Origin of the sequence: Trabulsiella odontotermitis (assembly GCF_001297775.1) — a bacterium.
GTDB lineage: Bacteria > Pseudomonadota > Gammaproteobacteria > Enterobacterales > Enterobacteriaceae > Trabulsiella > Trabulsiella odontotermitis.
Window position 1 is genome coordinate 114,926 of the sequence record NZ_LIFX01000009.1, and the last position, 13,203, is coordinate 128,128.

11 protein-coding genes are annotated in these 13,203 nt (G+C 56.0%); 7 read left to right on the forward strand and 4 right to left on the reverse strand.

Annotated elements, in window-relative coordinates; all coding sequences use genetic code 11:
- Positions 1-3: 3 nt before the first annotated feature.
- Positions 4-2,115, reverse strand: a complete 2,112-nt coding sequence (gene pqqU, locus AOY23_RS13335; RefSeq protein WP_054180096.1) for a TonB-dependent receptor PqqU — start codon at positions 2,113-2,115, stop codon at positions 4-6.
- Between the two features lie 218 nt (positions 2,116-2,333).
- Here pqqU and AOY23_RS13340 point away from each other — a divergent pair, with 218 nt between their 5' ends.
- The 4 genes from AOY23_RS13340 to AOY23_RS13355 all read left to right on the forward strand — a co-directional run bounded on the left by AOY23_RS13340 (position 2,334) and on the right by AOY23_RS13355 (position 5,062).
- Positions 2,334-2,966: a glutathione S-transferase family protein gene (locus AOY23_RS13340; RefSeq protein WP_054180097.1), complete on the forward strand. Its 633-nt coding sequence runs from the start codon at positions 2,334-2,336 to the stop codon at positions 2,964-2,966.
- 56 nt (positions 2,967-3,022) lie between these two features.
- Complete coding sequence (pptA, locus tag AOY23_RS13345) at positions 3,023-3,250, forward strand: tautomerase PptA (protein ID WP_054180098.1); 228 nt, start codon at positions 3,023-3,025, stop codon at positions 3,248-3,250.
- 138 nt (positions 3,251-3,388) lie between these two features.
- A complete protein-coding gene (locus AOY23_RS13350; protein WP_054180099.1) occupies positions 3,389-4,090 on the forward strand; it encodes a cysteine hydrolase family protein in 702 nt (233 codons plus the stop codon).
- 18 nt (positions 4,091-4,108) lie between these two features.
- Entirely contained in the window at positions 4,109-5,062 is a 954-nt protein-coding gene (locus AOY23_RS13355) for a GlxA family transcriptional regulator (RefSeq protein WP_054180100.1), read from the forward strand.
- 2 nt (positions 5,063-5,064) lie between these two features.
- Here the strand turns inward: AOY23_RS13355 and AOY23_RS13360 are convergent, their stop codons facing one another.
- Positions 5,065-5,643, reverse strand: coding sequence for a flavin reductase family protein (locus AOY23_RS13360; RefSeq protein WP_054180101.1), 579 nt, complete (start codon positions 5,641-5,643; stop codon positions 5,065-5,067).
- 133 nt (positions 5,644-5,776) lie between these two features.
- On the opposite strand from AOY23_RS13360, the gene nhoA reads away from it, so the two are divergent.
- On the forward strand, positions 5,777-6,622 hold the full coding sequence (nhoA, locus tag AOY23_RS13365; RefSeq protein WP_054180102.1) for an N-hydroxyarylamine O-acetyltransferase: 846 nt from the start codon (positions 5,777-5,779) through the stop codon (positions 6,620-6,622).
- A 33-nt stretch (positions 6,623-6,655) separates the two neighbouring features.
- Here the strand turns inward: nhoA and AOY23_RS13370 are convergent, their stop codons facing one another.
- Positions 6,656-7,255, reverse strand: coding sequence for a TetR family transcriptional regulator (locus AOY23_RS13370; protein WP_054180103.1), 600 nt, complete (start codon positions 7,253-7,255; stop codon positions 6,656-6,658).
- Between the two features lie 302 nt (positions 7,256-7,557).
- Between AOY23_RS13370 and AOY23_RS13375 the strand changes: the two genes are divergently transcribed.
- Complete coding sequence (locus AOY23_RS13375; RefSeq protein ID WP_054180104.1) at positions 7,558-9,045, forward strand: MFS transporter; 1,488 nt, start codon at positions 7,558-7,560, stop codon at positions 9,043-9,045.
- A gap of 1 nt (position 9,046) precedes the next feature.
- Here the strand turns inward: AOY23_RS13375 and yddG are convergent, their stop codons facing one another.
- A complete protein-coding gene (yddG, locus tag AOY23_RS13380) occupies positions 9,047-9,925 on the reverse strand; it encodes an aromatic amino acid DMT transporter YddG (RefSeq protein WP_054180105.1) in 879 nt (292 codons plus the stop codon).
- A gap of 226 nt (positions 9,926-10,151) precedes the next feature.
- On the opposite strand from yddG, the gene fdnG reads away from it, so the two are divergent.
- Complete coding sequence (fdnG, locus tag AOY23_RS13390; protein WP_152958547.1) at positions 10,152-13,199, forward strand: formate dehydrogenase-N subunit alpha; 3,048 nt, start codon at positions 10,152-10,154, stop codon at positions 13,197-13,199.
- The last annotated feature ends 4 nt before the right edge of the window (positions 13,200-13,203 follow it).

Sequence of the window (13,203 nt, forward strand, 5' to 3'; positions counted from 1 at the left end):
GCTTTATTCGAATTGATACGCCAGTGATAATCCCACACCGAAATTACGTCCCGGTGAGGGTTCATAGTAGCGGCCGTTTGATTCGTTGACGATCACTGAGCCGACATATTGACGATCGAACAGATTATCGACGCGGCCGAAAAGATCCATTGTCCATTCACCTGCAACAACTTTATAGCCGGTATTCAGACCCACTACCGTCCACGAAGGGGCTTTCGCGGTGTTAGCATCGTCAGCCATAATGTCACCCATGTAGCGGATATCCGCTCCGGCGTACCAGCCGGTTTCAGGCACATAACCCAGCGACGCAAACCCCATATTGCGGGCAATACCGGGAATGCGGTTACCGTTGCAACTGCCGTCACCACAGACATCGGTGCGATAGGTGGCATCAAGCCAGGTCCAGGCGGCGGTCATCCGCCAGTTTTCAGCAAACTGCTGATCCAGCGACAGCTCCGCGCCCTGACGGCGGGTTTTCCCGGCATTTTTGTAGCTGGCGCGCCCGCTGTTGTTGCCGTTAACCACGATTTCGTTATCGGTGTCGGTCTGGAACAACGCGGCTGTCAGCAGGCCGTTGCCAATGCGGGTTTTGCTGCCCACTTCGACCGTGGTGTTGGTTGACGGTTTCAGATCCAGATTCAGGCCGTCCGTAGTGCCTGATTTATAGGACAGTTCACTGATGGTCGGCGTTTCAAAGCCGCGACCGGCAGAAGCGTAGAGATTCCAGGCGTCAGTCACCGCATATTTCAGCGAGCCTGCCGGTAGCCATTCATGGTAATTCGACTCGCCGCTGGAGTCAGCATTGCCCGTTGTGACGTAATGATCATTGGAATCGAACCACACCGAGCTGTAACGCACGCCCGCATCCAGCGTCAGCTTTTCGGTGAGCTGCCATTGCGTTTGCAGATAAGGGTCGAGGTTCCACATCAGGTTACGCTCATCACGGCGTAACGCGCCTTTTTCGCCAAACTGCGGTGCGCCATCCACCATCACGAAGTTCTCAAAGCCCTTGCGCTTTTCGCTCATATTTTCGTAATCAAGCCCGGTGGTGAAGGTCACCGGCACGCCGAGCTCGCCCTGGTGCGTCCAGCGGGTATCAATGCCCTGATAATGACGTTCAAGATCGATAACGCCACCGGAATGGGAAGAGCGCAGCTGCGGCGCCATCGGTATGGACTGATATTGCGTGGTCTGCCGTTCCCCGGCGTACATCATCACGCTGAGCGCATCCTGTTCGCTCAACTGGCGGTCATAGCGCAGGCCCGCCTGGGTCTGTTTGATGTCTTTGCGGGTATTAAAGCTATCACCGCGCGGTGACTGGCGTGGGTTCGCCTGCCATTCGCTGTACGTCAGACCGCCAGGATCGTTCGCTTTCACATCGACGCTGTTAAATAGCAGCGTCAGTTTGCTGTCTTCGTTCAGCCGGACACCCAGCTTAGCGTTAGCGAGATTTTTGCGCGCACCGCTGTGGTCACGATAGCCGTGAGTGGCAAAACGGCTGGTGGAGACAGTGTAATCGACATCGCCGGATTGCGTACCGTCGCCCACGGCACCGGTGGCTTTCAGCCCGTAGCGCCAGGAGCCATAGCTGCCGTAATAGCTGCTGGCCTCAATGGTGGCAGGCTGTTTCCCGGTCTCGGTAGTGACGTTCAGCACGCCACCCGAGGAGTTGCCATACAGCGCGGAGAACGGGCCGCGCAGCACGTCGATATGATCGATGCTGTTGATATCAATATTCGACGTCTGCCCCTGTCCGTCGGGCATGGTGGCCGGAATGCCATCCACATACATCCGTACGCCGCGCGTACCGTAGGTTGAGCGCGAACCGAAACCGCGGATTGACAGTTGCAGATCCTGCGCATAATTCTGCCGGTTTTGTACCTGTAACCCCGGCACGCCGCTGAGGGACTCTGACAGATTCACGCGCGGGGTGGCATGACGCATATCATCACCCGTCACCACGCTGACGGCGGCAGGGGTATCCAGTTCAGAGACCGCCTGTGGTGTGGCGGTGACGATAAGCGTTTGCTCGTCGTCTGCCCGGGCGTCTGAAAGGGAGATAAAGGGAAGGAGAAGAGCCGGAAACGCAACCCGGCGAACAGAACTTATTTTCATGACACTCACTTGTGCGGAGGAACCCAAAAAAAACAACCCGGGAATGGTAATAAATTTGTTAACAACAAGAAAAGTTTAACGGCACATTTGGTTAATTCCAGGATTAAAAATGTTTCTCTGGCGTAACCTGATGATGTGATAAGGATTGCGTTGTAAGGCGAGGCAAGCAGAAGCAGTCATCCGCACCTATACTCTGTTTTTGTCTGAGGAGGTCGCTGATGATTACCGTTTATGGCGTACCGGGCTGGGGATCTGCCATCAGTGAAGTGATGCTGACGCTGGCGAAAATCCCCTATAAATTCGTCGATGTCGCCGGATTTGACCAGCCCGGTCCGCAGCAGGACGCGCTTTCGGCGCTGAATCCGCTGTGTCAGATCCCCACATTGAAAATGACCGATGGCAGTGTGATGACCGAAACCGCCGCCATCGCGTTGATGATCCTCGATGAGTATCCGACGCTGGCACCACCGCCCGATACGCCGCAGCGCCGCCAGTTTCAGCGGTTGCTGATCTGGCTGGTGGCGAACGTCTACCCGACATTTACCTACGCGGATTACCCTGAACGCTGGACCGAAACCGGCGCCCGTGAACTGGTGGAAAGCTGTCACAAATACCGCAAAACGCTTTATCTGTGGCTCGAAAACCAGCTCGCAGCCGCGCCGTATGCGCTGGGGGAACACCTGACGCTGATTGATGTGTATATTGCCGTCATGCGCAGTTGGGGACCGCGCCACGACTGGTTTAAAGCCAATACGCCAAAACTCTATGCCATCGCGGAGACGGTGTACCAGCACCCTGAGTTGCAGGACGTACTGCGGCGCAATGACATTATTCCCGGCACGAACGGGTAAAGCGCGGATTAAAGGTGTGTTAGTGTTTAACGCTCACCACCCTAAGGAGTCCTGCTATGCCGCATATCGACATCAAATGCTTTCCCCGCGATCTGACTGACGAACAAAAAACGGCGCTGGCCGCTGCTATCACCGACGTCATCGTTCGTCATCTCAACAGCAAGGACCGCTCCGTCAGCATCGCGCTGAACCAGGTGCAGGAAGCGGACTGGAAACAGGTGTGGGACAGCGAAATCGCGCCACAACTGGAGACGCTTATCAAGAAACCCGGCTACAGCATGTAGTTGCCCAGGCACGGCCTGCGGGCCGTGCACATTTCCTTCCGTTTGGCCCAAAACGATCGCTTTTGGGGATGCAGATACCTGCTGCGCCACGTTATTTACAGGAATAATGACCGCATCCATCACACAAGGAGTGCCATGATGAAGATGCTGTTATGCAAAACATTCTTGTTCGCCGCGATGCTTTCTGCACCTGCGCTGGCAAATACTGAGGAGTTGTCACCTGTGAATACCCAAACCATTCGTACCATGAGTGGCGCGACCGCCACCACATCGCTCTCTGCGCCCGCTACCGGGCTGCTGGTCATTGATATCCAGAACGAATATTTTCCTGGCGGCAGGATGGTGATCCCGGACGGCATGAAAGCACTCAACAACAGCAAAAAGCTGGTGGAATTCGCGCACCAGAAGGGAATTCCGGTGTGGTTTGTGCGCCACGTTGGCGCGAAAGGCGGCCCGTTGTTCGCTGAAGGCTCCGTTTTTGCTGAGTTTCATAAAGATCTTCAGCCGACAAAAGACGATCGTATAATTACCAAAGCGACGCCCAGCGCCTTTGTCGGCACTGATCTTGAGCAACAGCTCAAGGCGAAAGGGATTAAACAGCTGATTGTCACCGGCCTGATGACGCATATGTGTGTTTCCACCACCTCGCGCGATGCCGTGCCGAAGGGCTTCAGCGTTATCATTCCTGAAGATGCGACAGCCACGCGCAATATTGATGATTCTCGCGGCGGAGTGATTGATCACGCGTTGTTGCAACGTGCGGCGATTGCCGGTGTTGCGGATGTGTTTGCTGAAATACGCACCACGCAGGAGGTCCTGGATCTGCCGGTGACACCGTAACGTTATCTGAAGGGAGTGATGATGACCCGTATTGGTATTGTGGTATTTGAAGGCATTATTCCATTTCATCTGTCCGTGCCCTGCGCCGTTTTCGAACTGGTGGTTTCACCGGCCGGGGCGCCGCTGTGCGAGGTCACCATCTGTGCCACGATGCCGGGGCAGATGAAAACCAATACCGGGTTTTCGATTGTTGTCGATAAAGGGCTGGATGCGCTGAGCGGCATGGATATCGTCGTGGTGCCGAGCTGGGATCCGGCAGTGGTCCGGCCCGACGAGCGGCTGCTGGCGGCGTTGCGCGCTGCGCATCAGGCTGGCGCCCGTATCGTTGGTCTCTGCATGGGCGCATTTGTGCTGGCGGCGGCGGGGTTGCTGGATCATCGTCCGGCCACCACCCACTGGCGCTGGGCGGCGGATTTTCAGCAGTTGTATCCGTCAGTCCGTATGGATCGTGATGTGCTGTACGTTGACGATGGTGATGTAGTGACCTCGGCGGGAACCGCCGCCAGCATCGACTGCTGCCTGCATCTGGTGCGGCAAAAGTGGGGCGCGGAAATCGCAAACAGCGTCGCGCGTCTGCTGGTCGTGCCGCCGCACCGTCAGGGCGGGCAGGCGCAATATGTGGAATTACCGGTGCAGAATACGCGGCGCGGCGACAGTTTTTCCGTGGCGCTTTCCTGGGCGACGGAAAATCTCCATCAGCCGTTGACGATCGATATGCTGGCCGATCGCGCCTGTATGAGCCGCCGCAGCTTTACCCGACGCTTTCAGCAGACCACCGGCGAGAGCTTTTCACGCTGGCTGCTGGATCAGCGCATCATCGTGGCGCAGCGTTTTCTGGAGAAAACCGACCAGCCCATCGATCTTATCGCCAGTCAGGTGGGTTTTGCCTCAGCCACGTCACTTCGCCGCCATTTCCTGAAATCGCTGAAAACCTCGCCGTCCCGCTATCGCAAGGAATTTCGCGGCGTCTGAGGTTAGTCCTGTGTGCTGGCTTTCAGCAACCTGCCGCTGCTGACGAAGGTGCCAGCGCCGAGGTGATGCAGCGTGTTGCGCTTGTCGTCATCAAACTGCCAGCGACCATTGATAAACGCATTCTCATCGGCGGCTGCGGCGACCACTTCACCAAATAAGGTGTCGTATTTCTCCTGCGCGGCGGTGGGCGGCAACAGGCGACACTCCATCCACGCCAGGCATTTTTCTTCGATCAGCGGTAGCCCCAGTACCGGTCCTCTTATCACCGGAATGCCATAGCAGTTGAATTTGTCTTCATCGCGACCGGTGACGCTACCCACGGCGTAAGTCCAGTTGGTGGCCTCCACGCAGGGAACGACGATGCCAAACTGACCGCTACGCTCGATAAGCTCCCGCGACCAGGTGGATTTATCCACCACAATGGCGATTCGCGGCGGATCGAACTCCACCGGCATTGACCACGCTGCCGCCATCACGTTGCGGCGTTCGGTCTGCTCGTCATAACTGGTGATGAGTATCGTCGGACCATGGTTGAGCAGACGGCTGGCATGGGTTAACTCCACCGGGCGAAAACGGCTCATAGCGACTCCTCAGAAAGGTCATTCAGCGGGTAAGGGTTTGTTTAGCATAGCATCGCCAGTCAACCGCACAAATTCACCGCTTACAATGAAAAAATACGTTATAAACAAGGGATACCGATAGCAGGAGATCCTGATGAGTCCTTTTTTAATGGCGTATTTATCTCGTCTTGGCTGGAGCGGCGAGACTGGCGTGACCCTTGAAACCCTGCAGGCACTGCATTTAGCGCACAACTGCACCATTCCTTTTGAAAACATCGATGTTCTGTTACCCCGTGAAATTCATCTTGATGACAGCGCGCTGGAGGACAAACTGGTTATGGCCCGTCGCGGCGGGTATTGCTTCGAACAAAACGGGCTGTTTGAACGGGCGCTGCGTGAACTGGGTTTCAACGTGCAAAGCCTGTTGGGGCGCGTCATTCTGGCGAATCCGCCGCAAATGCCGCCACGCACGCACCGGTTGCTGCTGGTTGATCTCGCCGGAGAACGCTGGATTGCCGATGTGGGCTTTGGCGGTCAGACGCTCACCGCGCCGATCCGCCTGTTATCAGATGTTCCGCAGCAAACGCCGCACGGCCTGTACCGGTTGCTGAACGAAGGCAACGACTGGACGCTGCAGATCAATCATCACGAGCACTGGCAGTCGATGTACCAGTTCGATCTCACGAAACCGTATTTTACCGATTATGTGATGGGCAATTTCTGGTCGGCCCACTGGCCGCAGTCGCATTTCCGCCACCATTTGTTGATGAGTCGCCATCTGCCTGACGGCGGCAAGCTGACGCTGACCAATTTCAGTTTTACCCATTGGGGAAACAGCCACGTGATTGAAAAGAGAGAACTGCCTGACGTCGAAGCGCTGTATGAGGTTATCCAGCAGCGTTTTGGCCTGGGGGTCGATAGCCGTAAACACGGTTTCAGCGTTCCGGAACTGGCGGCGATTATGGCGGCGTTTGAAACGCACCCGGAAGCGGGGAAATAGTGATTTGCCCGGTGGCGCTTCGCTTACCGGGCCTCACACCTTATGACGAGATGAGGGCGTAAAAAGCTCCACCGTAATAGCCTGCTGGAGGTGGTGGACGAATGCGGCATCATCCATTCCTTCCAGCCCCAGGGCGTAGATGCCATCCAGCCCGCAGACCAGCGAGATCAAACGCCAGGCAATACCGGAAGGGGTATCATTAAGCGTAAACTCTTTCGCTTCAACACCATTCTGGATAATCGCGACTGTTTCATCATGCCACATGGTCATTGTTAACAGATAAGCGGCTTTAATATCACTGTCACTGTCAGCCAGTATCTGCGCTTCACGCCAGAGCCGCAGATGCGGGCCGAGCTTTCCTTCTTCGCTGTAGAGCATGACGAACAGTTTTTCGCGCCAGCTGGCGCAGTCGGCAGCCAGCGGGACATCCAGCATTTCGCGGACCACGCGCACAAAAGCTTCAGCCTTTAACTCGCCGGAAGAGGTGAAATGGTGGTGGACCTGGCCGGAAGCCATACTGGCCTCCTGGGCGATATGTCGCACCGTCATGGCGGAGAACCCGCGGGAAAGTGCGACACGCATCGCCGCCTGTACAATGGCTTCACGGCGCGCTTCCCGATTCAGATAGCTCATGATGACCCCGCCCGTAATGATGATATCGCGATGATAACAAATCCCTGGACGGGCGTTCAATTTGCTTTGTTCTCTTACCGACTAAGCGGATGGATTGATACTCTGGAAAAAGGCTGCCTTTGCAGCCCTGATGATGGCGCTACTTCACACCCGGAAAGGTAAATGTTTCGGGTTGGTAATTGAAGGCTGACCAGTATTTGAGATACGAAACCGATTTAATAAAAATTGGACAGTTGTTCAAATTTCACGGAGAATTGCCGTGTTGGACGCTTGTCCAGGATTTGTCACGAAAGGAAAGTAGTATGTTTCGCCAATGGTTAACGTTAGTTGCGATCGTGCTGGTGTATATCCCCGTCGCAATTGATGCCACCGTTTTACACGTAGCCGCCCCGACACTGAGCGTGTCACTGGGGGCCAGCGGTAATGAATTACTCTGGATCATTGATATCTATTCCCTGGTGATGGCTGGCATGGTGCTGCCGATGGGGGCGCTGGGGGATAAAATTGGCTTCAAACGCCTGCTGCTCACCGGTAGCGGGCTGTTTGGTCTGGCATCGCTGGGGGCGGCAATGGCCGACAATGCGCTGTGGCTAATTGCTGCCCGGGCGCTGCTGGCTATCGGCGCGGCGATGATCGTGCCCGCGACGCTCGCAGGGATCCGCAATACCTTCGCTGACGCGCGTCATCGCAATATGGCGCTCGGTCTGTGGGCCGCGGTCGGTTCAGGCGGCGCCGCGTTTGGTCCGCTGGTCGGCGGGATGCTGCTGGAGCATTTCTACTGGGGATCGGTATTCCTGATTAACGTACCGATTGTGCTGGTGGTGATGGCGCTTGGCTGGCGAGTGGTGCCAGCGCAGCAAGGACGTCACGACCAACCCATACACATCGGTCAGGCATTAATGCTGATTATCGCCATCCTGATGCTGGTCTACAGCGCAAAAACGGCGTTGAAAGGGCAGCAGGCGATATGGCTGACCGGGCTGATCCTGACGGTGGGGGCGATATTACTGGTCAGGTTTGTCCGCATTCAACTGGCGGCCCGTACGCCGATGATTGACATGCGCCTGTTTCTGCACCCGATCATCCTGAGCGGGGTGATGATGGCGATGACATCGATGATCACCCTGGTGGGTTTCGAGCTGCTGATGGCGCAGGAGTTACAGTTTGTCCACGGTAAAACGCCGTTCGGGGCGGGAATGTTTATGTTGCCGGTGATGCTCGCCAGCGGTTTCAGCGGCCCGATTGCCGGGATGCTGGTTTCCCGCTTTGGTCTGCGTCGGGTGGCGACGGCCGGGATGGCGATGAGTGCCCTGAGCTTCCTCGGCTTGTCAGCCCTCGATTTCAGCACGCAACAATTGCAGGCATGGATACTGATGACCCTGCTGGGCTTTAGCGCCGCCAGTGCGCTGCTGGCCTCGACGGCGGCGATCATGGCGGCAGCGCCAAAAGCGAAAGCGGCCGCCGCCGGGGCGATTGAAACCATGGCCTATGAGCTGGGCGCCGGTCTGGGTATCGCGCTGTTTGGTCTGATCCTGACCCGCAGCTACCACGATTCTATCGTACTGCCGAACGGGCTGGATGGCGCTATCGCTACACGAGCGGCGTCATCCATTGGTGAAGCGATGCAAGTGGCGAACAATCTGCCTGCGTCGGTCGCGGATGCGCTGGTGAGCGCCGCTAAAACGGCATTTATCACCTCACACAGTGTGGCGCTGTTTAGCGCGGGCGCAATGCTACTGGTGCTGGCGGTGGGGATCTGGTTTGGGCTGGCGAAAGCGTCAGAGCGTTAAGTCACTTTCGCGTCGCATACCAGCACAGCAGGGAGCCGAGGCACACCATTCCGGCGCCCTGCCAGAAGGACCAGGACAACGGCGCATTGAGTAAAAATGAGGCCAGCGCTGAAGAGAGTACCGGAGTGAAATAGGAGCCGACCGCCAGCAGGCTAACATTGCCGTGGAGAATGCCGATATTCCACGCCGCATAGGCAAATCCCAATGACAATGCGCACATCAGCATTTTTATTGTCACCGGCCAGCTAAAATGCATCGGCGGCTGATCGGTCAGCAAATAGTGGATCCAGAGACTGAGCCCGGTCAGTAAAACAAAAAAAGTAATGCCGTTTTTTCCCTTCGCATAGCGTGCGGTGACCGTACAGTACGCTGCCCAGATAAACGCGCCGATAAAGGCGAGAATATAACTCAGCGGGCTGGAAATAATATTACTGATGATGTCATCGATATTCAGCCCCTGTTCACCGCCGAGCACCCAACTGACGCCAAACAGCGCCAGAATCAACCCCGGAATTACCCACAGCGTGGATTTTTGTCCGTTGAAGAGAATAGCGAAAAGGATTGTCAGACTCGGCCAGAGGTAATTCACCATCCCGACTTCAATCGCCTGCTGGCGCGTGGCGGCATAGCCCAGTGACAGGGCAAGGCATATTTCGTAACTGACAAACAGAAAGCAGCCTGCCAGCAGATAACGCGCGGAGAACTGGCGGATTTTCGGGATACCGACGGTGAAAACCAGTAACAGCCCGCTCAAAGAGTAGATCATCGCCGCACCCGCGACAGGGCCGAGCCCCTCGCTGACACCACGAATTAACCCGACCATGGTGCTCCAGAGAATAATGGCAACCAGGCCAATTAATGTTGCGCGTTGTGTCGTCATCTTTTTTTTCTTAATTCAGCGTCAATCTTAACAGCAGAATTTATAACACTTTTTTGCCGTTTTCGGGATTAAAATTTCCAGAAATTACTCCTTTGGGAGTAACGGGAATCAACAAATCAAACTATTTAGTGGGCATCAGAGATCGTTATTGATTTGCCGCAAAAAAAACCACACCTGCGCTGTTACTTTTCCCCGTGAAGTCACCCCATCAATAATGAGGAAAACAATGGACGTCAGCCGCAGACAGTTTTTTAAAATCTGCGCGGGCGGTATGGCCGGGACGACGGTAGCTGCGCTGGGTTTTGCACCCAAAATGGCGCTGGCACAGGCGCGAAATTATAAATTAATGCGTGCCAAAGAGGTTCGTAATACCTGCACATATTGTTCCGTAGGTTGTGGGCTTTTGATGTATAGCCTTGGCGACGGTGCGAAAAACACCCGAGAATCGATTTACCACATCGAAGGAGATTCCGACCATCCCGTCAGCCGGGGGGCGTTGTGCCCGAAAGGGGCCGGGTTGCTGGACTATGTCCACAGCGAGAACCGACTGCGTTATCCCGAGTATCGTGCGCCAGGCTCTGACAAATGGCAGCGCATTTCGTGGGATGAGGCTTTCAGCCGTATCGCTAAGCTGATGAAAGCGGACCGTGATGCCAACTTTATTGAGCAAAACGCGGCTGGCGTGACGGTCAATCGCTGGCTTTCCACCGGCATGCTGTGCGCCTCCGCGGCGAGTAATGAGACCGGTATGCTGACGCAGAAATTTGTGCGTTCGCTTGGCATGCTGGCGGTAGACAACCAGGCACGCGTCTGACACGGACCAACGGTAGCAAGTCTTGCTCCAACATTTGGTCGCGGTGCGATGACCAACCACTGGGTGGATATCAAAAACGCCAACGTGGTGATGGTGATGGGCGGTAACGCCGCTGAAGCGCATCCGGTGGGTTTCCGCTGGGCGATGGAAGCGAAAAATAACAACGATGCCACGCTCATCGTTGTCGATCCGCGCTTTACCCGTACCGCGTCAGTCGCTGATATCTATGCGCCGATTCGTTCTGGTACCGACATTACGTTCCTGTCGGGCGTTCTGTTGTACCTTATCGAAAACAACAAGATTAACGCCGAATACGTTAAACACTACACCAACGCCGCGCTGCTGGTGCGGGATGACTTTACGTTTGATGACGGGCTGTTCAGCGGCTATGACGCGGAAAAACGTCAGTACGATAAGTCCTCCTGGAGTTACCAGTTCGACGAAAGCGGCATGGCGAAACGTGACGATTCGCTGACGCATCCGCGCTGTGTATGGCAGTTGCTGAAAAAACATGTTTCCCGCTATACACCGGACGTGGTGGAAAACATCTGCGGTACGCCAAAAGCGGATTTCCTGCGGGTGTGCGCCGTGCTGGCCTCAACCAGCGCGGCGGATCGCACCACCACGTTCCTGTATGCGCTGGGCTGGACGCAGCATACCGTCGGTGCGCAAAACATCCGTACCATGGCGATGATCCAGTTGCTGCTCGGGAATATGGGCATGGCGGGCGGTGGTGTTAACGCGCTGCGCGGTCACTCCAATATTCAGGGCTTAACGGATCTGGGACTGCTGTCTACCAGTCTGCCGGGCTATCTGACGTTGCCGTCCGAGAAGCACACTGATCTGCAAAGCTATCTGGCGGCCAATACGCCAAAAGCGATGCTCGCGGAGCAGGTGAACTACTGGAGCAACTATCCCAAATTCTTCGTCAGCCTGATGAAAGCGTTCTACGGCGATGCGGCGCAGCCGGAGAATAACTGGGGTTACGACTGGTTGCCGAAATGGGATCAGGCCTGGGACGTCATCAAGTATTTCAACAAGATGGACAAAGGCGAAGTCAATGGCTACATCTGCCAGGGCTTCAATCCGGTCGCCTCGTTCCCGGACAAAAACCGCGTCGTCAGTAGCCTGAGTAAGCTGAAATACCTGGTGATCATCGATCCACTGGTGACGGAAACCGCTAACTTCTGGCAGAACCACGGCGAGATGAATGACGTCGATACCGCGTCCATTCAGACTGAAGTGTTCCGTCTGCCGTCGACCTGCTTTGCAGAAGAAGATGGCTCCATCGCCAACTCCGGCCGCTGGCTGCAGTGGCACTGGAAAGGAGGCGAAGCGCCAGGGGAAGCGCGTACCGATGGCGAAATTCTGGCCGGGATCTTCCATCGCCTGCGGGATATGTACCGCAACGAAGGTGGAAAAGGGGCGGAGCCGCTGCTCAACATGCGCTGGGCGTATAAACAGCCGGATCACCCGGAATCAGACGAAGTGGCGAAAGAGAACAACGGCTATGCGCTGGCGGATCTTTACGATGCTAACGGCGTGCTGGTGGCGAAAAAAGGCCAGTTGCTGAGCAGTTTTGCGCTGTTGCGTGATGATGGCAGCACATCGTCGTCATGCTGGATCTACACCGGCAGCTGGACCGAGAAAGGCAACCAGATGGCGAACCGCGACAACGCCGATCCGTCCGGTCTTGGTAATACGCTGGGCTGGGCATGGGCGTGGCCACTGAACCGCCGTGTACTGTACAACCGTGCATCGGCCGATCCGCAGGGTAGACCGTGGGATCCGAAACGGATGTTGATCCAGTGGGATGGGGCGAAGTGGAGCGGGAATGACATTCCTGACTTCAGCACCGCCGCACCGGGCAGCGCTACCGGGCCGTTCATCATGCAGCAGGAAGGTCTGGGGCGTTTGTTTGCGCTCGACAAACTGGCGGAAGGGCCATTCCCCGAGCATTACGAGCCGATGGAAACGCCGCTGGGTACCAACCCGTTGCACCCGAACGTGATCTCCAGTCCGGTCGTACGTTTGTACGAAGAAGATGCGCAGCGGATGGGTAAGAAAGAGCAGTTCCCGTACGTCGGCACCACTTATCGTCTGACCGAACATTTCCACACCTGGACGAAACATGCGCGTCTGAATGCAATTGCTCAGCCGCAGCAGTTTGTCGAAATCAGTGACACGCTGGCGAAGTCCAAAGGCATCGCTAACGGCGACAGCGTTAAGGTCAGCAACAAGCGAGGTTTTATTCGTGCAGTTGCGGTGGTTACACGCCGTTTGCAGGCGCTGAACGTTCATGGTCAGCAGGTGGAAACCATCGGTATTCCGCTGCACTGGGGCTTTGAAGGGGTGACGCAGAAAGGTTACCTCGCCAACACCCTGACCCCGAACGTGGGCGATTCCAACTCGCAAACGCCGGAGTACAAAGCGTTTCTGGTCAACATCGAGAAGGCGTAAAGGA